At 68.8% G+C, this 20,895-nt stretch carries 18 protein-coding genes; 6 read left to right on the top strand and 12 right to left on the bottom strand.

The genetic code is table 11. From position 1 onward, the window contains the following. Positions 1-66: 66 nt before the first annotated feature. Both ON20_RS15595 and secG read left to right on the top strand, forming a co-directional pair. Entirely contained in the window at positions 67-1,659 is a 1,593-nt protein-coding gene (locus ON20_RS15595) for an MFS transporter (RefSeq protein WP_040836407.1), read from the top strand. 38 nt (positions 1,660-1,697) lie between these two features. Next, a complete protein-coding gene (secG, locus tag ON20_RS15590; RefSeq protein WP_040836318.1) occupies positions 1,698-1,931 on the top strand; it encodes a preprotein translocase subunit SecG in 234 nt (77 codons plus the stop codon). A gap of 19 nt (positions 1,932-1,950) precedes the next feature. Here secG and ON20_RS15585 read toward each other — a convergent pair whose 3' ends face one another. Then, positions 1,951-2,799 (bottom strand): SDR family NAD(P)-dependent oxidoreductase, encoded by an 849-nt coding sequence (locus ON20_RS15585; RefSeq protein WP_040836317.1) that lies wholly within the window; start codon positions 2,797-2,799, stop codon positions 1,951-1,953. A gap of 76 nt (positions 2,800-2,875) precedes the next feature. Here ON20_RS15585 and ON20_RS15580 point away from each other — a divergent pair, with 76 nt between their 5' ends. Then, a complete protein-coding gene (locus tag ON20_RS15580) occupies positions 2,876-3,841 on the top strand; it encodes an alpha/beta fold hydrolase (RefSeq protein WP_083864950.1) in 966 nt (321 codons plus the stop codon). A 66-nt stretch (positions 3,842-3,907) separates the two neighbouring features. Here ON20_RS15580 and ON20_RS15575 read toward each other — a convergent pair whose 3' ends face one another. From ON20_RS15575 to tkt, 7 genes are all read right to left on the bottom strand, one after another. Next, entirely contained in the window at positions 3,908-4,384 is a 477-nt protein-coding gene (locus ON20_RS15575; protein ID WP_040836315.1) for an SRPBCC family protein, read from the bottom strand. A gap of 215 nt (positions 4,385-4,599) precedes the next feature. Next, positions 4,600-6,903, bottom strand: coding sequence for a thiamine pyrophosphate-dependent enzyme (locus tag ON20_RS15570; RefSeq protein ID WP_040836314.1), 2,304 nt, complete (start codon positions 6,901-6,903; stop codon positions 4,600-4,602). Between the two features lie 212 nt (positions 6,904-7,115). After that, entirely contained in the window at positions 7,116-7,874 is a 759-nt protein-coding gene (gene pgl / locus ON20_RS15565; protein ID WP_040836313.1) for a 6-phosphogluconolactonase, read from the bottom strand. Further along, a complete protein-coding gene (gene opcA / locus ON20_RS15560; RefSeq protein WP_174361893.1) occupies positions 7,864-8,775 on the bottom strand; it encodes a glucose-6-phosphate dehydrogenase assembly protein OpcA in 912 nt (303 codons plus the stop codon). The genes pgl and opcA overlap by 11 nt, the downstream gene beginning before the upstream one ends. After that, positions 8,772-10,349, bottom strand: coding sequence for a glucose-6-phosphate dehydrogenase (gene zwf, locus ON20_RS15555; RefSeq protein WP_040836311.1), 1,578 nt, complete (start codon positions 10,347-10,349; stop codon positions 8,772-8,774). The genes opcA and zwf overlap by 4 nt, the downstream gene beginning before the upstream one ends. Positions 10,350-10,354: 5 nt before the next feature. Then, entirely contained in the window at positions 10,355-11,485 is a 1,131-nt protein-coding gene (tal, locus tag ON20_RS15550) for a transaldolase (RefSeq protein WP_040836310.1), read from the bottom strand. A gap of 6 nt (positions 11,486-11,491) precedes the next feature. After that, on the bottom strand, positions 11,492-13,639 hold the full coding sequence (gene tkt, locus ON20_RS15545; protein ID WP_040836406.1) for a transketolase: 2,148 nt from the start codon (positions 13,637-13,639) through the stop codon (positions 11,492-11,494). A 534-nt stretch (positions 13,640-14,173) separates the two neighbouring features. Between tkt and ON20_RS15540 the strand changes: the two genes are divergently transcribed. Continuing rightward, positions 14,174-15,163 carry a heme o synthase gene (locus ON20_RS15540; protein WP_040836309.1) on the top strand — a complete coding sequence of 330 codons (990 nt, stop codon included), beginning with the start codon at positions 14,174-14,176 and terminating at the stop codon, positions 15,161-15,163. Positions 15,164-15,240: 77 nt separating this feature from the next. Here ON20_RS15540 and ON20_RS15535 read toward each other — a convergent pair whose 3' ends face one another. After that, complete coding sequence (locus tag ON20_RS15535; RefSeq protein ID WP_040836308.1) at positions 15,241-16,215, bottom strand: quinone oxidoreductase family protein; 975 nt, start codon at positions 16,213-16,215, stop codon at positions 15,241-15,243. Positions 16,216-16,341: 126 nt separating this feature from the next. Between ON20_RS15535 and ON20_RS15530 the strand changes: the two genes are divergently transcribed. Both ON20_RS15530 and ON20_RS15525 read left to right on the top strand, forming a co-directional pair. Continuing rightward, positions 16,342-16,695: a hypothetical protein gene (locus ON20_RS15530; RefSeq protein WP_040836405.1), complete on the top strand. Its 354-nt coding sequence runs from the start codon at positions 16,342-16,344 to the stop codon at positions 16,693-16,695. A gap of 159 nt (positions 16,696-16,854) precedes the next feature. Beyond that, entirely contained in the window at positions 16,855-18,087 is a 1,233-nt protein-coding gene (locus ON20_RS15525) for a PucR family transcriptional regulator (RefSeq protein ID WP_040836307.1), read from the top strand. 25 nt (positions 18,088-18,112) lie between these two features. Here ON20_RS15525 and ON20_RS15520 read toward each other — a convergent pair whose 3' ends face one another. From ON20_RS15520 to ON20_RS15510, 3 genes are all read right to left on the bottom strand, one after another. After that, positions 18,113-19,117 carry a COX15/CtaA family protein gene (locus ON20_RS15520; RefSeq protein ID WP_083864941.1) on the bottom strand — a complete coding sequence of 335 codons (1,005 nt, stop codon included), beginning with the start codon at positions 19,115-19,117 and terminating at the stop codon, positions 18,113-18,115. A 75-nt stretch (positions 19,118-19,192) separates the two neighbouring features. Continuing rightward, positions 19,193-19,984 (bottom strand): ABC transporter permease, encoded by a 792-nt coding sequence (locus tag ON20_RS15515; protein ID WP_040836306.1) that lies wholly within the window; start codon positions 19,982-19,984, stop codon positions 19,193-19,195. After that, the gene (locus ON20_RS15510) at positions 19,981-20,883 is read right to left on the bottom strand and encodes an ABC transporter ATP-binding protein (RefSeq protein WP_174361892.1); all 903 of its coding nucleotides are present in this window, start codon (positions 20,881-20,883) and stop codon (positions 19,981-19,983) included. Before ON20_RS15510 ends, ON20_RS15515 begins: the two co-directional genes overlap by 4 nt. Positions 20,884-20,895 lie beyond the last annotated feature (12 nt).

Genomic DNA, 20,895 nt, shown 5'->3' with positions numbered 1-20,895 from the left:
TGCGGCCGATCCGAGGCCGGCTGTGCGCCGCCGGGCTTTCGGTGCTTTCCGGCTATGCTCGAGCGGATGACGCGAGCCACGCCGAAACCGTCCACTTGGGCGCCGTTGCGGTCGCGGGTCTATCGGGCGCTGTGGACCGCCCAGCTGGTCTCCAATCTGGGCACCTGGATGCAGACCGTCGGTGCGCAGTGGATTATGGTCGGCGAGCCCAACGCTGCGGCGCTGGTGTCCTTCGTGCAGACGGCGACGACGTTACCGGTGATGCTGCTGTCCATACCGTCCGGGGTGCTGGCCGATCTGCTCGACCGGCGCCGGTTGCTGTTGGGCGCGCAGTCCGTCATGGCACTGTTGGCCGCGGCCCTCACTCTGTTCACCGCCACCGGGCACACTACCCCGGAGATGCTGTTGACTCTGCTGTTCCTGCTCGGCTGCGGGCAGGCGGTCACCGGCCCGGCCTGGCAGGCCATCCAACCGGAGCTGGTGCCCCGGGAACAGATCCCGTCCGCCTCCGCGCTCGGCAGTATGAGTATGAACATCGGCCGTGCCGTGGGGCCGGCGCTCGCCGGCGTACTGGTGGCCCTGTCGGGTCCCACCCTGGTGTTCGCGCTCAACACGTTGTCGTTCGGCGGTATCGTCGTCGCTCTGCTGCTGTGGCGTCGGCAGGTGTCGGAACGCACCCTGCCCAGCGAGCGTCCGCTGGCCGCGCTGCAGGCCGGGACCCGGTTCATTCGCGCCTCCCCGGCGATCCGCCGGGTGTTGACGCGGTCGATACTGTTCGTCGGTCCCGGCAGCGCGGTGTGGGCGTTGCTGCCGGTGGTCGCCAACAGTGGACTGGGCCTCGGCTCGTCGGGTTACGGGGTGATGCTGGGCGCGCTCGGTGTCGGGGCGGTGCTCGGTGCGCTGGCGCTGGCCTGGGTGCGTGCGCGGCTGACCCCCACCCGGATGTTGGCGATCGCGGCCGTGGTTTTCGGCGCGGCGACGGCAGGTGCCGCCCTGGTGAAGGCGGTCGCCCCGGTTCTGGTCCTGCTGGTGTTCGCGGGTGCGGCCTGGCTGCTGTCGTTGGCCACGCTGAACGCCACCATGCAGCTGCTGCTGCCCGCCTGGGTGCGGGCACGGGGACTGTCGGTATATATGTTGGTCTTCATGGGCGGCCAGGCCATCGGTTCGTTGGTGTGGGGACTGGTCGCCGGGGCGTTCGGGACGGTTACGGCACTGTTGGCCGCGGCGGCGCTGCTGGCGGTGTGCGCGGTGAGTACTGCCTGGTTGCCGATCCGCCACGACGTCGACACGCTCGACCTCACCCCGCAGATGTACTGGCCGGAGCCGGATCTGGTGGTGGAACCGGAATCCGACGACGGCCCGGTGATGGTGCTGCACGAATACCTGGTCCCGGCGGAGAATGTTTCCGCGTTCCTCGACGCGATGGTGTACCTGGGCCGTTCCCGGCAGCGTACGGGGGCGATGGAGTGGCGGCTGTTCCGTGATATCGGCGCGGCGGACAAGTATGTGGAGGCATTCCTGGTGCGGTCCTGGTCGGAGCATATGCACCAGCATCAGGTGCGGTTGACCACGCAGGACCGGCTGCGGGAGCAGGCGGTCGCCGAGTACGCGCAGAGCGAGCGCACCATCCACCTGGTGTCGGTGGTGCCGCGCACCTGATTCGATCCGGGCCGTACCCGCCGCATACACTGTCGCCCATGCGGATGTTCCTGGATATCCTCCTGATCATCACCAGCGTGCTGCTGGTGCTGCTGGTGCTGTTGCACCGGGCCAAGGGTGGGGGCCTGTCCAGCCTGTTCGGGGGCGGGATGCAGTCCAGCCTGTCGGGGTCGACCGTCGCCGAGAAGAACCTCAACCGCCTCACCGTGTTCACCGGGCTCATCTGGCTGATCGCCATCCTCGGTATCGGCCTGGAGATCAAATTCTCCTGATCGGCGTGTGGGTCCCCGATCAGTAGACTCGGGGGATCCGGCCGTCCACGTCGGTGAATCCATAGTCCTCGGCCAGATCGGCGACCTGCCAGGGGCGGCCCGAGCGCCGCTGTCTGTCGCGGTCACCGGCCAGCGCCACCACCGCGCGACCGGCGAAACGGGGGGTTTCCGCTTCTGCCAGGTCGAAGGTCCCCTCACCGGGCAGCGTCACCTGCCGTTTACCTTCCGCGTCGGTAGGCACCATTTGAAGCAGTTCGGTATTCACCAAGCCCGGCCACAGGGAGACCACGGTGACCCCGGAGTCGGCCAGATCGTGCGCCATATCCGCGGTGAGCCGGTCCAGTGCGGCCTTCGCCACCCCGTACACCGCGTTGTGGGCATACCGCTGCGCGCCGGCGGAGGAGATATTGACGATCAGACCGCCGGATTCCCGAAGCATCGGCGCGGCGAACGCGCTCGCCGCGTAATGCGACCGCACGCCGATATCGAAGGTTTCGTCCCATGCCGTCGGCGGGACCTCCCAGAACGGTTTGCCCAGCCATTGAGCCGCCGCGGGAGAGTTGTAGACATTGTTCACCAATACGTCGAGGGTCCCGTGTTCGTCGCGAATCCGCTCGAACAGGCGCGCAGTCGCATCGTCGTCGCGGTGGTCACAGACGACCGGGATCCCGGTTCCGCCGAGTTCATCGATCCGGGCCGCTGTATCGTGCACCGTCCCGGGTAGCCACCCGGGGGTGGTCGATCGGCCGGTGATGTAGACGGTCGCGCCTGCCGCACCGAGTTCCAACGCGATGCCTTTGCCGATACCACGGCTGGCACCGGTGACCACCGCGATCCGATCCTTCAGAGTGCTGGGTATTTCGCTCACATTTCCGGGACACTACCGTGAAAACGAAACACGTTCTATCCAAATGGGAGGTTCGGTGGAGGCGACACATCGGTTCATGACGACCGACGGGGTCCGGATGCATGTCACCGAGCAGGGGCAGGGTCATCCGGTCGTGTTCTGCCACGGTTTTCCCCACACCGGATATATCTGGCATCGTCAGCTGCCCGTGGTCGCCGCGGCCGGGTACCGCGCCGTCGCGCCGGACCTGCGCGGGTCCGGACGCACCGACGCCCCGGCCGGCCTCGACGACTACACCAATCGCGCCGTCATCGGCGACCTGCTCGCCCTGCTCGACGATCTGCGGGCGCGGCGGGCCGTCTTCGTCGGGGTGGACTTCGGCGCGGCGCTGATCTGGGAGCTGGCGTTACGTGAACCCGACCGGGTGAGCCGGTTGGTGGTGCTGAACAACCCGTTCACTCCCCGCCCGCCCCGGCCACCGTCGTACTACTGGGCCGAGATGGCCGCACGGCATTTCCTGCATATGCAGTACTTCCAGGAACCCGGTGTGGCCGACGCCGACCTGGCCGCGCGGCCCCGCGAATTCCTCGCCCGTGTCTACTACGCGCTCAGTGGCGACTACCACTACCTCGATACCTGGAAGAACCCGCCGGGCACCCGCTACCTCGACGCGCTCCCGGAAGCGCCGCCGCTGCCCTGGCCGTGGCTGTCCACCGAGGAATTCGACACCCTCGCCGCGGACTTCGAACGCACCGGGTTCACCGGCGGTTTGAATTGGTATCGGGTGCTGGACCGCAACTGGGAGCTGACCGCAGAGTACGCGGCCGCCGTGCCCCGGGTACCGGTCCATTTCCTGTACGGCGAGAACGATCCCGATATGGAGGGTTTCAGCGGCCGAAACCCCCTGGACACGATGGGGGCCCTGCTGCCCGACCTACACACCGTCGAGCGGGTGGCCGGTGCGGGCCATCTGGTCCAGTTGGAACGCACCGCCGAGGTGAACGCTTTCCTGCTGCGTGCCCTGGCCGAGCCGGCCGGCGCGCGGAGTGACGCGATCGCCTGACTGTTCGGCTCATCCCGCCGAGCGGTGATCGGCCCGCATCGGTCGAGCTTCCCGATGCGGGCCGGGTTACCGGTATTCGGTGGCCAGATCGGGATACGCCGGCCAATCCGGTATCGGCCGGCGTTCCAGATAGGCGGTGAACCGGTCCAGCAGGAATTGCCAGCGTGGGCCGATCGCGGCCGCGTGAGTCGGGGTCACATGCCGGCGCACCAGCTCGAGCGTGGTGACCACGCCCACCTGGTTCAAGCGCAGTTCCAGCAGGGCGTCGTCGATCCGCACCCGGAGTTCGTGCGGGGCCACGCACCGCTCGATCCGCACCTCCAACGGAGCGGATAACGGACCGTCGGCCGGAGGTTGGACGGTTCTTTCGTTCCCGGAACCGGTGACCGTGCCGAACCAGTGCACCAACTGCCGCGGCTCGGTCGCGGCTGTCCATACCTCGAGTACCGGCCGCGGATACGAGCGCTGGTAATGCAGCAGTACCAGATCGTCGGAGCAGTCGTGCTCCGGCCGTACCTCGCCCAGCATGGACATCACCGTCATAGCCGCACCTCCGCCGCAGGTCGCCGTTACTGCTCACTGTATTGCCCGGATCGCGCGTCCCAACCGGTTCGCGTCGAAAACGCCGCCCGCGGGCACGGTGGTCACTGCGGCGTTACGACCCGGGTCTCCTGCGGATGGTGCCGGTACAGGCGTCCGGAATCCGGCGTGGTGCGCCGGAACACCACGGTGCCCGGCCGCCCCGTTGCGTCGCGCTGTCAGCGGTCGGAGACGAGGCCGACCGCCGCGGTCTCGATCGCCTGCTCGCCCAGCAGCACCGTCTCGGCGGCCGGGCCGAGCGGAACGAAACTGTCGACGCTGGTGACCCGGGCGATACGTCCGGCGAATCCGGCATCGACGAGGGCGGCGAGTACCGAATCCGATACCGCCCCACCGCGGCGTGTTTCGTCGGCGACGAGGATCCGGCCCGTGGCCCGGGCATGCCGCAGCAGATCCTCGGTCGGCAGGGGAGACAACCAGCGCAGATCCAGGACCCGGGCACCGATACCGCGGCCGGCGAGGCGGCGAGCGACCCGCAGACTCATCGGCACCGAGTTGGCGAAGCCGACGATCGTCAGATCCGTGCCGGTGCCGTAGAGCCGGGCCCGCCCGATCGGTACGTGCTCGGCCTCGCCGACCGTCGCCGCCCACCGGCCGTCGTCGGGTTCGTACAGGTCACGGGTGTGATAGAGGGCGATGGGCTCGAGGAAAACACATACCCGTCCGTCCACCCGGGCGGCCGAGACACAGGTGCGCAACAGGGCGGCGGCATCATCGGCGCGGGAAGGGGAGGCCACCACGACACCGGGGATATCGCGCAGCGCGGCCACCGAGTTGTCGTTGTGGAAGTGCCCGCCGAAACCCCGCTGGTAGGCATATCCGGCGATGCGGACCACCATCGGATTGCGGTAGCGCCCCGAGGAGAAGAACGACAGCGTCGCAGCCTCACCGCGCAGCTGGTCCAGGGCATTGTGCACATAGGCCAGGTACTGGATCTCCGGGATCGGTACGAACCCGGCCAGGCCGGCTCCGAGCGCGGTGCCGAGGATGCTCTGCTCGTCGAGCGGGGTGTCGAACACCCGCCGCGCCCCGAATCGCTGTCGCAGCCCCTTGGTCACCCCGTAGACACCACCCTTACGGGCCACGTCCTCGCCGAACACCAGTACATCGGGGTCTCGGGCGAGCAGTGCCGCGAGAGTGTGGTTGATTGCTCGGGCCAGGGTCACCGGCTCCGGCGGTAGCGGCCGGCGATGATCGGCGGTGTCCGTGTGCGGGTCGGAACCGCTCTCTCGTGCCGGCGTACTCATTTCGGGCCGGTCCGCGTGCACGAGTGGCGCACTGGTCTCCGCGTGCGGCCCCGGGGTGGAAACCGGCCCGGATGGGCGACCGCGGCCGAGGACATCGGCGCGCACCAGATTCGGACACGACGGTGCGAGTGGTGCGGTGACCGCCTCGGCGGAGGCAAGTTTCGGTTCCCGCCACACCTGCTCGGCGACCGCGGCGACCCGGGTGGCGATGGCCTCGTAGCGGGTGAGTATTTCCGCCGGGGTGCAGACCCCGGCGGCGACCAACAGGCGGGCGGTGGCCGTCACCGGATCGCGCCGCAGGTCGGCCGCGACGGCGGCGGGATCACGGTAGGCGGTCTCCACGTCGGAGCCGGCGTGCCCGAACAGCCGCACGGTACGCAGGTGCAGGAACGCCGGACGACGGTGGGTGCGGACCCAGTCGACCGCCGCGGTCGCGGTGGTCAGCGCGTCCAGGAGGTCGCAGCCGTCTGCGGTGAAAAAACGCAGGCCGGGACGGTGCCCGTAGGCGTATTCGATCCAGTCGGGCGGGGTGGGCACGCTGATCCCGATCCCGTTGTCCTCACACAGGAACAGGATTGGCATGGCGACCCCGAGGTGGGCGGTGTGCACCGCGGTATTGATCGCACCCGCCGCGGTGGAATGGTTGGCCGAGGCATCACCGAAACCGCACAGCACCACCGCGTCGGCGGGCCATGGGCAGCTCACGCCGAGCCGTACCGCCCGGGCCAGGGCGAACGCCAGTCCCACCGCGCGCGGTAACTGTGAGGCGATGGTGGAGGTCTGCGGGATGACGTTCGCCGCCGCGCTCCCGAATACCTTGTGCCTGCCGCCGGAGATGGGGTCCGCCGCGGCGGCCACCACACCGAGCAGAACGTCCCGAATCGGGTCGGCTCCGCCCGCACGACGCACCCGCTGGACGAAGAGCGCCCCCGAACGGTAGTGCGGCAGCACCGGATCGGTGATCCGAGTGGCCGCGGCCAGGGCCACGGTGCCCTCGTGCCCCGACGAGCCGATGCTGTAGTAGCCGCGGCCCGCCGCACCGAGCCGGCGCGCCGCCAAGTCCAACTGTCTGCTCGTCACCTGGGACTCGAACAGTTCGAGACATTCCTGTCCGGTGATTCCGGATGCCAATTCCCGGTCGGGCGGGGCGACGGGCGCGGCGCGCAGCACCGCGATCTCGGCCCGGAAAAATTGATCGGCCTCCTGCGCGCTCATCGGACCACCACGGTGATCAGCCTAAACTCGCCCGAGCTCGAATCCGGTCCGATCGCGGCCGGCCGTGTCGATCATCACCTGGATATCGGTCCGGTCCAGTGGATGCGCCGGCGGGTTCGGCATCTCGGCCGCGATCTGGTGCACTTCGTCGTCGGTGGGTCTGCGTTGCGGCAGTGCGACCAGCGGTGGCGCCGTCGGATCCGCGCCGCGGTCTACCGCCTCAGCCCCGCGGCGGCCTCCTCGTCGAGCAGCCAGGTGGTGGATTCGGTGCCGTGGGCACCGGCGGCCGGGACCTCCACCGGATCGGCACCGTTGACGGCAGCGGCGACGGCATCCGCTTTGCCGGCGCCCGAGACAACGAGGACGACGTGGCGGGACCGACGGACCGCGGGCAGGGTCAAGGTGACCCGGACCGATGGAGGTTTGGGGGAATCGGTGACCGCGACGGCCAACTCGTGATCCTCACGCACCGCGTCGGTATGCGGGAACAGCGAATTGATATGGCCTTCTCCGCCCATACCGAGCAGATGTAGGTCGAAGCCGCCGTATTCGGCGAGGTGCGCCCGCACCGCCGTGGCGTATTCGGCGGCGGCCTCCACCGGGTCCGGGTATTCCCCGTCGGAGGTGGCGACGGGATGTACCCGGGTGTGGTCCACCGGAACATGGTCGAGCAGCGCCTTGCGGGCCTGGAGTTCGTTGCGGTCGGGATCGCCGGCGGGGACGAACCGCTCATCGCCCCAGAACACGTCGAGTCGGGACCAGTCGATCGCGCCCGGTGCCTTACGGACCCGTTCGAGGAGTGCGATTCCGGTGCCGCCGCCGGTCAGCACCACGGAGGCGGTACCGCGTTCGGCCTGGGCGGCCACCACCACCCCGACGAAACGGGCCGCCGCGGACGCGAGCAGCGCGTCGGTGTCGGGGTGGACCTCCACGGTGTCGGCGGGGAACTCGGAGTCGGTATTACCCGTCATAGCGAACCCTTTCGATTCCGGCCAATGCCTCGGCATAGATCTCGTCCGCGTCCAGCCTGCGCAGTTCCTCGGCCAGACAGTCCCGGGTTCCCCGCCGCGCCAGCGCGATCCGCTGAACGGGTTCGCCGGTGCGGGTCAGGGTCGCGGTCACCCCTTTCTGCGGGCGGGCGATCGCGATCGACACCGTGGGGCGGCGCAGTTCCACCCGCAGCTGCCCGGTGCGCCGGTGTACCGGGCAGTCGAGCCGCGCGGCCAGCCATCCGGCGAGCATATCCAGCGCCGGTTCCTCACGCAGGCCCGACACGACCACCGAATCCACCGACTCGTACGGTGGTTCGTCCATGGCGGCGGCCAGCAGCGCCCGCCAGTAGGTGATCCGACTCCACGCCAGATCGGTGTCGCCGAGCGCGTAGGATCCGCGCCGCTGTTTGATCGTCGCCTGCGGATCGGCGGCGAAGGTGGCGTCGGTGATGCGGCGCGTCGCCAGCCGGCCCACCGAATCCTGCGAGGGGAACGCGGGCGCGCCCCGCGGCCACCAGGCGACCACCGGCGTGTCCGGCAGCAGGAAGGGGACGACCACACTGCTTTCGTGACTGATCAACTCGCCCTGTAGCCGCAGCACGATCACCTCGGCGGCACCCGCGTCACCGCCGACCCGGATCTGCGCGTCCAGCCGAGTGGGCGCCGACCGGTCGCCACGTGCGAGCACGACCACCCGACACGGGTGTTCGCGGCTGGCCTCGTTGGCGGCCTCGATGGCGTCCTCGGCCTCGGAGCTGTCCAGGGTGCACACCACCAGGGTCAGCACCCGTCCCATGGTGATGACGCCGTTGCTCTCCCGCAGTTGCACCAGGCGCTTGGTCACGGCGCGGGTGGTGGTGTCGGGCATATCGACGATCACGGGCGCCGCCATTCCCGGCCGGTGCGGGCCAGCATCTCCGCGGCCGAGTCCGGACCCCAGGTGCCCGCCTCGTACTGCTCGGGTTTACCGCCGGCCGCCCAGTGCGCGAGCACCGGGTCGAGGATGCGCCAGGACAGTTCGACCTCCTCGTCCACCGGGAACAGCGATGGTTCGCCCAGCAACACGTCCAGGATCAGCCGCTCATAGGCCTCCGGCGAGGACTCGGTGAACGACTCGCCATAGCTGAAATCCATGTTCACATCGCGTACTTCCATCCCGGAACCGGGCACCTTCGACCCGAACCGCATGGTGATGCCCTCGTCCGGCTGCACCCGGATGACGAGCGCGTTCTCCCCGAGTTCCGCGGTCATGGTTTGGTCGAACGGCAGATGCGGGGCCCGTTTGAACACCACCGCGATCTCGGTCACCCGGCGGCCGAGGCGTTTCCCGGTACGCAGATAGAACGGCACCCCCGCCCAGCGTCGGGTATCGACCGCGAGGGTTATCGCGGCATAGGTCTCGGTGCGCGAATCCGGGTCGAAACCCTCCTCGTCCAACAGGCCGACGACCCGTTCGCCGCCCTGCCAGCCCGCCGAGTACTGGCCGCGCGCGGTGGTCTCGTCCAGTGGCTCGACCAGTTTGGTCGCCGAGAGCACCTTGATCTTCTCCAACTGCATCTGCGTCGGTTCGAAACTGATCGGCTCCTCCATCGCGGTGAGTGCCAGCAGTTGCAGCAGATGGTTCTGGATCACGTCGCGGGCGGCGCCGATACCGTCGTAATAGCCGGCGCGGCCGCCGAGGCCGATGTCCTCGGCCATGGTGATCTGCACATGGTCGACGTAGTTGGCGTTCCAGATCGGATCGAACAGTTGGTTGGCGAACCGCAGCGCCAGGATGTTCTGCACCGTTTCCTTGCCGAGGTAGTGGTCGATGCGGAAGACGGTTTCCTCCGGAAACACCCGGTTGACCAGGGCATTGAGTTCGCGAGCGCTGGCCAGGTCGTGTCCGAACGGTTTCTCGATCACCACCCGGCGCCACGGGGAGCGGCCATCGGATGCCGCCGCGGCGGAGGTCGTCGCGGCCAGGCCGTGCCGGGCGAGCTGATCCAGGACGACCGGGAAGGTGTCCGGCGGAATCGACAGATAGAAGGCGTGGTTACCGCCGGTGCCCCGTTCGAGGTCCAGCCGCGCCAGAGTCCGCGTCAGCCGCGCGAACGCGTCGTCGTCATCGAACGTGCCCTGGACGAAGCGGAATCCTTCCGCCAGATGGTCCCAGACCTCCTGTCGAAACGGGGTGCGGGAATGGGCCGCGACCGCCTGCCGCACGATCGCCGCGAAATCCTCATCCGCCATATCCCGGCGGGCGAAGCCGACCAATGCGAAGCCCGGGGGCAGCAGCCCCCGGTTCGCCAGATCGTAGATGGCCGGCATCAGTTTTCTCCGGGACAGATCACCGGTGACGCCGAAGATCACCATGCTGCACGGACCCGCGATACGCGGTACCCGTTTATCCCGTTCGTCCCGCAGCGGGTTGCGCCACCGGTGCATGGTCGCGTGATCCGCGAAGCCGGCCATCGGGGTCAGTTACCTCCCTTATCCTGCAGTTCGACGGCCGTGGCGGACAGCAGTTCTTCCCACGACTTCTCGAATTTCTCCACGCCCTCGCGCTCGAGCACCGCGAAGACATCGTCGAGATCGATACCGACCGCCGCCAGGTCGTCGAATACCTGCCGCGCCTGTTCGGCGGTTCCGGACACGGTGTCGCCACGCACCTCGCCGTGGTCGGCGACGGCTTCCAGAGTTTTCTCCGGCAGCGTGTTCACCGTGTTCGGGGCCACCAGTTCGGTGACGTACAGGGTGTCCGGGTAGTCCGGGTTCTTCACGCCGGTCGACGCCCACAGCGGCCGCTGCCGGTTGGCGCCGGCCGATGCCAGATGTAGATACGTCGAGGTGTGCGCCCCGCCGTCGAAGACGTCCTGGTATTCGGCGTAGGCCGAACAGGCGTTGGCGAGCGCGGCCTTACCCCGCAGTGCCAGTGCCTCCGGGGTGCCGATGGCCTCCAACCGCTTGTCGACCTCGGTGTCCACCCGGGACACGAAGAACGACGCCACGGAATGGATCTTGGCCAGGTCGTGGCCGGCGACCTTGGCCTTGCGCAGCCCGTCCAGGTAGGCACCCATGACGGCGCGATAGCGCTGCACCGAGAAGATCAGCGTGACATTGACGCTGATGCCCTGTTCGATCACCGAGGTGATCGCGGGCAGGCCCGCCTCGGTGGCCGGAATCTTGATGAACAGGTTGGGCCGGTCGACGATCTTCCACAGTTCGACCGCCTGGGCCACGGTGGCCTCGGTGTCGAACGCGAGCCGGGGATCGACCTCGATGGAGACCCGCCCGTCCACGCCGCCGGTGTTCTCGAACGTCTCGGTCAGGACGTCGCAGGCCGCGCGGACGTCATCGGTGGTGATGGTGCGGACCGCGGCCTCGGTATCGATGCCCTGGGCGGCCAGTGCCCGCACCTGTTCGTCGTAGGCGTGCCCTTTGCCGATCGCACCCTGGAAGATCGTCGGATTGGTGGTGACCCCCACGACGCCGCGGGTGGCGATCAGCTCGGCCAGATGACCGGATTCGATCCGGTCCCGGGACAGGTCGTCCAACCACACCGATACACCTGCCGCGGTCAGGGCGGCGATGTTCTCGTTCTGTGCCATATTCTGTTACCCCTTCACGTTGTCGAGCGTGCGCTGCGCGGCGGCCACCACCGCCTCCTCGGTGAAACCGAACTCGCGGAACAGGGTCTGGTAGTCGGCCGAGGCGCCGAAGTGCTCAATGGACACGATCTCGCCCGCATCGCCGGTGAACCGATACCACGGCATGGCGATACCGGCCTCGACAACCACGCGGGCAGCGACCGCGGGCGGCAGCACCTCGTCGCGGTAGGCCTTGTCCTGCGCGTCGAACCACTCCACACACGGCATCGAGACCACCCGGGTCCCGATACCCTGCGCCTCCAGCGTAGTGCGCGCGGCGACGGCCATCTGCAGCTCCGAACCGGTGCCGATCAGGATGACCTGCGGGATACCGGTGGACGCCTCGGCCAGGATGTAACCGCCCCTGGACACACCCTCGTAGGCATCGGCCGTGCCCTCCAATACCGGCAGGTTCTGCCGGGTCAGCGCCAGCGCCGCCGGGCCACCGGTACCCACCGCGTCGGCGGAGACATACGGCGAATTGTGTGTGCCGCTATGCTTCTCGATCACGGAACGCCAGGCGTGGGAGGTTTCGTTGGCGTCACCCGGCCGCACCACGCTCAGGTTGGGAATGGCGCGCAGGGCCGCCAGGTGTTCGATCGGCTGGTGGGTGGGGCCGTCCTCGCCGAGACCGATCGAATCGTGGGTCCAGACGTAGGTGACGGGCACCCGCATGAGCGCCGCCAACCGGACGGCGGGCCGCATGTAGTCGCTGAACACCAGGAAAGTGCCGCCGTAGGGGCGGGTGGGGCCGTGCAGCACGATGCCGTTGAGGATCGCTCCCATGGCGTGTTCGCGTACCCCGAAGTGCAGGGTGCGCCCGTACGGGTGGGCCTTCCACATACCGGTGGAGATCGCCTCCGGGCCGAAGCTCGTCGACTCCGGAATGGTGGTGTTGTTGGATTCGGCGAGGTCGGCCGAACCGCCCCACAGTTCGGGCAGGGTCGGGCCGACCGCGGCGAGCACCTTCGCCGACGCCTTGCGGGTGGCCAGACCCTTGGGGTCCGGTTCCCAGGTGGGCAGACCGTCGGTCCAGCCGTCCGGCAACTGCCCGTGGTAGAGCCGGTCGAACAGTGCCTTGGCCTGCGGGGCGCGCTGCGCCCACGCCTCGAATTCGACGGTCCAGTCCGCATGCTCCCGCGCGCCGCGTTCGGCGGCCTTGCGGGTGTGTGCGATGACGTCGTCGTCGACCTGGAAACTCTGTTCGGGGTCGAAGCCCAGTGCCCGTTTGACGGCCGCCACCTCGTCATCGCCGAGAGCGGCGCCGTGCGCGCTGCCGGTATTCATCTTGTTCGGCGCCGGATAGCCGATCACGGTGCGCAGCAGGATCAGCGACGGTTTGCCGGTTTCGGCCCGGGCCGCGGCCAGCGCCGCCTCGATCGCGACGACGTCTTCACCGCCCTCCACGACCTGCACATGCCAGCCGTAGGCCGCGTAGCGGGCGGCCACGTCCTCGGTGAAGGTGATGGTGGTGTCGTCCTCGATGGAGATCTTGTTGTCGTCGTAGATCACCACCAGATTGCCCAACTGCTGGGTGCCCGCGATCGACGACGCCTCGGAGGTGACGCCCTCTTCCATGTCGCCGTCGGAGGCGACCACATAGATGTAGTGGTCGAAGGGGCTGGTGCCCGGCGCGGCGTCCGGGTCGAACAGGCCGCGCTCCCGCCGGGCCGCCATGGCCATACCGACCGCGGAGGCCAGGCCCTGGCCCAGCGGGCCGGTGGTGATCTCCACGCCCTTGGTGTGCCGGTACTCCGGGTGTCCCGGGGTGAGCGAACCCCATGTGCGCAGGTTCTTCAGATCATCCAGTTCCAGACCGAATCCGGCCAGGTAGAGCTGGATGTAGAGGGTGAGGCTGGAGTGTCCGCAGGAGAGTACGAATCGGTCGCGGCCCACCCACTCCGGGTCGGTGGGATCGTGCCGCATGGTGCGTTGGAACAGGGTGTAGGCCAGCGGTGCCAGGCTCATGGCCGTACCCGGGTGGCCGTTGCCTGCTTTCTGTACCGCGTCGGCGGCAAGCACCCGGACCGTGTCGACCGCCTTGGTGTCCAGCTCCGTCCAGTCGTCCGGGTGGTTCGGCTGAGTGAGGGCGCGGATGTCGTCTGTCACTGACACGACGGGGATTCTCCTGACATTGAGTGCGTCGACTGTGGTGGGCAGGGCGGTGAACGGCGCGGCGACCACTGCGCGACGGTGCCGCATACACCCATACCCTAGAGGACACGCCCGGACATCGATCCGCCGACGGACCCGCGTGCGGCCGCGGCAGAGGCACGGGTACGCGGGAGTGTGTGCGGCGAGCCCGGAGCCGGTCCCCGGTAGGTCCGGTTCGTCCGATTTTCCGGTCTCTCGGGTCTCGGGGGTCGACCGCGGATGGCAGCCCGACCGGCCGGTGTGGTCGGAAAACGTGGTGCGTGGGCCTGCTTCTTCGGAACAGGGCGAAGTCGAGTAACCCGGAACACGAGGGGCGCGGGACCGACCGTGGCCGGCGTGGGTCTACCATCGTCTGTAGTAGTGGCCGCGCCGCAGCCGCGCGCTGCTCGTTCCCCAGCCGGACGCGATGCGCAGCTGCCTCCGGCCCCGGCCCGGCGCGGCTGTGGGTGGATCGGCATCCGGCTGCGCCCGTTCGACAGCGTGCGAGGAGTAACAGTGCGGATCGGTCAACAGCCGGGAGTCGGTAGCGCACACGATTCCGCGCCGGCGCTCGGAGACCGGATCACCGGCACCGGGGTAACGGCCGTGTTCCTGCGTCGCGCACTGGCCTATATCGCGCTCACCAAACCGCGGGTGATCGAGCTGCTGCTGGTGGCGACCATCCCGACCATGCTGCTGGCCGACCGCGGCCAAGTCGACATCCGACTCGTCCTGGCCACCCTGTTCGGTGGCTGGATGGGCGCGGCAAGCGCGAACACCCTCAACTGCGTCGCCGACGCCGATATCGACAAGGTGATGCGGCGCACCGCCAAACGTCCACTGGCCCGCGAGGCCGTGCCTACCCCGCACGCCTTCGTGTTCGGGGTGCTGCTGGGGCTGGGCTCGTTCGCCTGGCTGTGGTGGCAGGCGAATCTGTTGAGCGGGGTGCTGGTGGTGGCCACCATCCTGTTCTACGTCTTCGTCTACACCTTGGGCCTCAAACGCCGTACCTCACAGAACGTGGTGTGGGGCGGTGCCGCCGGGTGTATGCCCGCCCTGGTCGGCTGGGCCGCGGTCACCGGGGCCATCGGGTGGCCCGCGCTGGTGCTGTTCGGGGTGATCTTCTTCTGGACGCCGCCGCACACCTGGGCGTTGGCCATGCGCTACAAGGAGGACTACCGCGCGGCCGGGGTGCCGATGCTGCCGGTGGTCGCCACCGAGCGGGTGGTGACCAGGCAGATCGTCGTCTACACCTGGCTCACCGTGCTGACCACGCTGGCCCTGGTCCCCGCCACCGGGGTGATCTACGCGGCCGTAGCGTTGGTCGCCGGCGCCTGGTTCCTGCTGATGGCGCATCAGCTCTACGCCGGGGTGCGGCGCGGCGAATCGGTGAAACCGCTGCGCCTGTTCCTGCAGTCCAACAACTATCTGGCGGTGGTGTTCTGCGGCCTGGCCGTGGACTCGGTCCTGGGCTGGACCACCATCGGCGAAGTCCTGCTCGGCTGATCGGGTTCGTACGGCGGGTACCGCCCATCCGGTCGGGTCGCTCGGTCGCGGTGAGCGAGCGACCCGACCGGCCGTGCTCAGGGCAGCAGGACGATGGATCCGGTGGTCCTGCGGTTCTCGAGGTCGCGGTGGGCGCGTTCGGCCTCGGCCAGGGGATAGGTCGCGCCGATCCGAACGGCCAATGACCCATCGGCGATGGCCGACAGAATATCGCCGGCCCGCCACTTCAGTTCGTCGCGATCGCGCGTGTAGTGGGCGAGGCTGGGACGGGTGACGAAGACCGAACCGGCCGTGTTCAGCCGCTGCAGATCGACCGGCGGAACCGGACCGCCGGCCGCGCCGAACAGTGCCAGCATGCCGCGCACCCGCAGCGAGGCGAGACCGGCGTCGAAGGTCGGGGCGCCGACCCCGTCGTAGACGGCGGCCACACCTTCCCCGTCGGTGAGCGCGCGGACCCGCTCGGCCAGGTCGTCGCCGTAGCGCAGTACCTCCCAGGCGCCGGCGCCCCGTGACAGGGCTTCCTTCTCGTCGGTGGACACGGTGGTGATCACCCGGATACCGCGCGCGGTGGCCAGTTGGGTGAGCAGCAGTCCCACCCCGCCGGCGCCCGCGTGGACCAGCACCGTCTCGCCCGGTTCCGGTTTGTACACCGATTCGATCAGATAGTGCGCAGTCATCCCCTGGAGCAGCGCCGAGGCCGCGACGGGGGCGTCGATCCGCTCGTCGCCCTCGGGAACGGCCACCGCCACGGCCTCGTCCACCGCGACCCGGGACGCGTAGCTGCCCGGTGCGCTCGCCCAGGTCACCCGGTCACCCACTGCGAACTCGGTGACCTCGGCACCGATCTCGACGACCACGCCGGAGCCCTCCTGACCGGGAACATAGGGGACCGGGCGGGGGTAGGCGCCGGTGCGGAAGTAGGTGTCGATGTAGTTGATGCCTATGGCCTCGGTCTCGACCAAGAGTTGGCCCGGCCCGATCTGCGGATCGGGAAGCTCGGTGTATTTCAGGACTTCGGGACCGCCGTGTTCGGATACCTGGATGGCACGCATGGGTCTGTTCTACACCGGTCCGATGTCGTTGCCCGCGCTGCGGCGCCGCGCCCGGTCCCGTGTCGTTCGCAACCGGGCGGTACGGCATGGACAACGGTGTCCTTACTCGCCGGTAAACTCGCCGGTATGAGTGCAGATACCGCTACCTCCACCGTCACCGCGCCGAAGTCCGTCGTGGACTCGGTGCGCGGATTCGTCGCCGAACACGGCGGCTCGGCGACCGCCGTGCTCCAACCGGTCGGCCGGCAGGGGGTGCGCGTCACACTGGTCGGGGCGGATGATGTCCTCGGCGATCGGATGGTGGACGATCTCGCTATCGCCAGGGCGCTGGTCGAGGCCGTCGACGGGCTCACCGCCGCCGAGGAGTGGGATCGGGATCTGACCTCGCGGGCCACCCCGCGCACCGGTCACTGGGCCAAGATGGCGGGCTGGGTGGCCAAGCAGGCGCGCTTTCCGCTCGCCCGCAACGAGAAGAAGTAGGCAGGGCCGCCGGGCCCGCTGTGCGTTCTCACATCGCGTCGCGTGGCGGGCTGGTGGCGGTATACAGTTTCGAGCGAAACCTACTGACGGGTAACCAGTTCGCGATACCGTGGCTTCTCGAAATCGACCCCCGGGGGTAGGGAGATAGAAGGAGCCGATATGACGGTCATAGGTCCGACCCGTCCGAGACTCACGGTGTCCGGCCGTCCGATTTCGACTCATCTGAGGGACGTTTCGAGCCTGTCGCAGCAGATGGTCGGCCATTTCGTCGAGAACGTCGCACCCTGCGGCACTCTGCCCGGAGATGCCCTGCAGGGAGATGTCACCGCGGTGACGCGAGCCTGCCTCGAGATCACCCTGAGCCATCTGGACGGCCGGGAACTGCCGGAGAAGATCGAGCGGGTACATGACGCGGCGGCCGAATGGGCGCGCGAGGGTATTCCGATCGACACCATCAACCACGCCATCCACGAAGGCTTCAAACTCGGTTTCGACCGGATCCTGTCGAACGCGAGCCCATCGGATTCGGCCACCCTGATCGCCACCGCGCGCCGCCTGCTGGAGATCCTCGACACCATCACCTCCGCGGTGGCGATGTCCTACATGCGCGAACACCGCATGGTGGTCGGCGAGCATCACACCGCGGTGCATACCCTGGCCTCGGCACTGCTCGGCGGACACAGCACCTCCACCATGGCGCGGGAATGCGGGATCGAGATCGCCGAGTCGTACCAGGTGCTGGCCCTGGCCATACCGCCGCATCCGGACGAATCCACCCCCGATGTGGACGGACGCATCGTGGCCCGCCGCAAACTCCGCCGAGTACAGGCGGAGCTGGCCAGACGCTGCGGCGACCGGGCGCTGTCGCTGCTCAGCGTGGACGGTGGCACCCTGCTGCTGCCCGCCGACACCTTCCCCGACGAAACACTCGACGCGGTGATCGAGGGGTTGGCGGAGGCGGCCCATGTACAGATCACCGCCACCGTGGTGGCCGCCGTACCGGCCGAGATCCCGGACGCGACCGATCAGGCGCACGAACTCCTCGACACGGTGCAACAGCTCACCGGCGGCGGGGGATTGCACCGTTTCGCCGATCTGGCACTGGAGTTCCAGATCACCCGGCCCGGCCCGGCCCGCGATCACCTCAGCGCCATCCTCGACCCCCTCGACGACCACCCGGAGCTGCTGGAAACCCTGCGTCGGCATATCGCCAACAACTTCAACCGGCAGCGCACGGCCCGACTGATGCATATGCACACCAACACCCTCGACTACCGCCTCAAACGGGTGCGGCTGCTGACCGGTTTCGACCCGACGGTGCCGTCGGGGCTGTGGTATCTGACCTCGGCCCTGGTGGCCCGCAGCTACCGCACCCGACCCGAACCGGCCTGAGCGGGCGGGCGGCCCGCCGCCGGTTCTAGGCGGGCCGGGCGGCCGGTGCCGCGGCGGCCGCAGGCTCGGTATCGCCGGTGCCGGTGACCACCGGCACCGGCTCCCGGGTACGCAGCGAGGCCCACAGGGTGGCGGTGGCGGCGGTGCACAGCGCCGCGCCGCCCACGTGGATGGCCACCAGGACCGCGGGCACATCGGTGAAGTACTGGACCACGCCGACCAGCGACTGCGCGAGCACCAGACCGAGCAGCACGAACAGGCGTTTGCGAACGGGCGCGGTGATACCGACCGCGTAGAGGCCGAAGGCCAGCCCGACCAGCAGCGCCAAGTAACCGACCAGCAGTTGGGCGTGCAGATGCACCAGGGGGACGATCTCCACTTCGAGGCGTTGCACCTGTCGGTCGATGCTCTTGTCCCCGGCGTGCGGTCCCGCCCCGGTCACCAGGGTGCCCGCGACCAGCACCCCCGCCAGCGCGATCCCGGCGAGGCCGGTCAGCCACCGCAGCGGCGCGGGGGCGCGGACTGTTTCGACCCCGTCGTCGGGTGCCGCGACCTTCGAGTACAGCACCGCGGCCACCCACACCATGAGCATCGACGCCAGGAGATGTATGGCAACCGTCCACCACAGCAGCCCGGACAGCACGGTGATGCCGCCGATCACCGCCTGCAATACGGTGCCGCCCGGCATGAGCCACGCGTACACCAGCACTTCGCGTCGCCGCCGCACCCGGGTAACGGCCAGGACGATCAGCGCCGCGCACAGGGTGACCACGAATGTCAGCATCCGGTTGCCGAACTCTACGGCCTGATGCACCACGGCGACCTCGGACACCCCGACGGGTGTGAAGCTGCCGGGGAAGCACTGCGGCCAGGTGGGGCAGCCGAGTCCGGAGGCGGTGACGCGCACAATGGCGCCGGTGACGGCGATCCCGGCCTGGGAGGCGATGACCGCGGCCGCGAGCCACAGCTGGACGCGGCGGGAGGGCATCGGCAGTCGGTCGACGAGTCGCAGGAACGCGCGATAGAGCACGTCCCGATGGTAGCCGTCGATCGCGCGGGGTCCGCAGCCGGACTACTACAACTCGTCGTTGCCGAGTGGGCGGTCTCAGTCGAAGCGGAAGAACCTGGTCGCGAGCAGTCCCGCCCCCGCGCCCCAGAGCCCGAGCACCACTACACCGAACCAGTCGATACCGCCGTCCACCGCGTCTTCCAGCGCCACCGCGAGGGCGCCGGAGGGGACCAACCGCACCACGATCTGCACCGCCGCGTGCGGATCGTCGGTGGCGAATACAACACTCGCCACGCCCAGCATGACGAACCAGAGAATATTCGCCAGCGCCAATACGACCTCGGCCTTGAGCGTCCCGCCGAGCAGCAGACCCATGGCCGCGAAGGTGGCGGTGCCCAGCACGATCAGCAGCGCCCCCAGCACCAGCCCGAGCGGACTCGGCCGCCAGCCCAGTGCCGTCCCGATAGCGCCCAGGATCACCGCCTGCAGTACCACAACCAGCAGGACGGCACCGCTTTTGCCCGCGACGACACCCCAGCGCGGCAACGGGGTGGCGCCCAGCCGTTTCAACGCCCCGTACCGACGGTCGAAACCGACGGCGATGGCCTGTCCGGTGAACGCTGTCGACATGACCGCCACCATCATCACCGCGGGCACGATCCGGTCCACCCGGTGCTCGCCCATCTCCCCGAACGGCAGCAGGCTGAGCCCGACCAGCAGGGTGATCGGAATGAACATGGTCAGCAGCAACTGCTCCCCGTTGCGCAGCAACAGCAGCAGGTCCAGACGGGTCTGCGCGAACAGCATCGCGGCGCGGCCGTTGGGCCGGGGCGCGGGGGTGAAGGTCCCCGGTGCGAAGCGGTTGGCGGTGATATCCGGTTTCGTCATGTGCGCAGATCCCGTCCGGTCAACTCCAGGAACACATCCTCCAGCCGCCGCTGGTCGATCCGGATATCGGTGGCCAGGACGTTCACCCGCGCGCACCACGCGGTCACGGTGGCCAGCACCTGCGGGTCGATCTCGCCTTCCACCAGATATGAGCCCGGACTCGCCTCGCGCGGCGCGAAACCCTCCGGCAGTGCCCGCTCCAGCAGCGTCAGGTCCAGGCGCGGCGGGGCCGAGAACCGCAGTTGGCCGGCCGCGCCGTGCGCCGTCACCTCGGCGGGGGTGCCGGAGGCCACGATTCGGCCGTGATCGATGATGACGAGCTGGTCGGCCAGTTCCTCGGCCTCGTCCATCAGATGGGTGGTGAGCAGGACGGCCACCCCGTCACGGCGCAGCGCGTCGATCAGCTCCCACACCATGATCCGCGCCTGGGCGTCCATTCCGGCGGTGGGCTCGTCGAGGAAGACGATCTCGGGCCGTCCGACCAGCGCGCAGGCCAGTGACAGCCGCTGCTGCTGACCGCCGGAAAGGCGACGGTAGGGGGTGCGTCGGCTGTCGGCGAGGCCGAGGGTGCGCAGCAGCCAGTCGGGGTCCAGCGGATCGGCCGAATAGGAGGCGACCAGTTCCAGCATCTCCCCGGCCCGCGCGCCCGGATACGCCCCACCACCCTGCAGCATCACACCGATCCGAGGGCGCAGACGTTCCGAGTCCGCGATCGGGTCCAGCCCCAGTACCCGCACCCGGCCGCCGTCGGGGGTGACGAAGCCCTCGCACATCTCCACCGTGGTGGTCTTACCGGCCCCGTTCGGACCGAGCAGCGCGAATACCTGTGCGGGTTCGACCGTGAATCCGATGCCGTCCACCGCCGTGGTGTCGCCGTAGCGTTTGACGACGTCGTCCATCTGTACGGCGGG

This window comes from Nocardia brevicatena NBRC 12119 (assembly GCF_000308495.1).
Classification (GTDB): Bacteria; Actinomycetota; Actinomycetes; order Mycobacteriales; family Mycobacteriaceae; genus Nocardia; species Nocardia brevicatena.
This window is presented reverse-complemented; position numbering and strand designations above follow the sequence as displayed.